The sequence below is a fragment of the Brevibacillus sp. MCWH genome, from assembly GCF_013096935.1.
GTDB lineage: Bacteria > Bacillota > Bacilli > Brevibacillales > Brevibacillaceae > Brevibacillus > Brevibacillus aydinogluensis.
The window spans coordinates 1-396 of sequence record NZ_SDLF01000229.1; the positions used below are offsets into that span (position 1 = coordinate 1).

General features: G+C 38.4%; 1 pseudogene. It reads left to right on the top strand.

Features of this window, described 5'->3' with window-relative positions:
- Positions 1–101: 101 nt before the first annotated feature.
- Positions 102–396: pseudogene (locus ETC00_RS20215) on the top strand (ABC transporter permease); the annotation flags it as partial.

Sequence of the window (396 nt, forward strand, 5' to 3'; positions counted from 1 at the left end):
TCTATACAGTCTGTACGATTATTATTATCATCCCAGTAAATATTTTTAACACGATGAATTCACCAGCTTTTTCAACATACATGGGAATTGGAAAATCGGACATGAGAATTGACCTTCGAAGAACGGATACCATTACAGAAGATTTCAACGTATTGCAGGAAAAACTGAAAAACGATGAAGAGATTGAAAAGTTTGCACTCTACATTACGAGTAGTTTTCCGGTCAAAAATGCAGAAGGTTCTTGGGACTATATGAATATAGAGGTCGGTGATTTTTCTATCTTTCCATTAAAATATTTGGCAGGTAGGGCACCAGAGCGGGAAGGGGAAATTTCACTGTCCTATGCGAATGCTGGGCAAGATGGTCTCCATAAGAAAGTAGGAGATGAAGTAACGG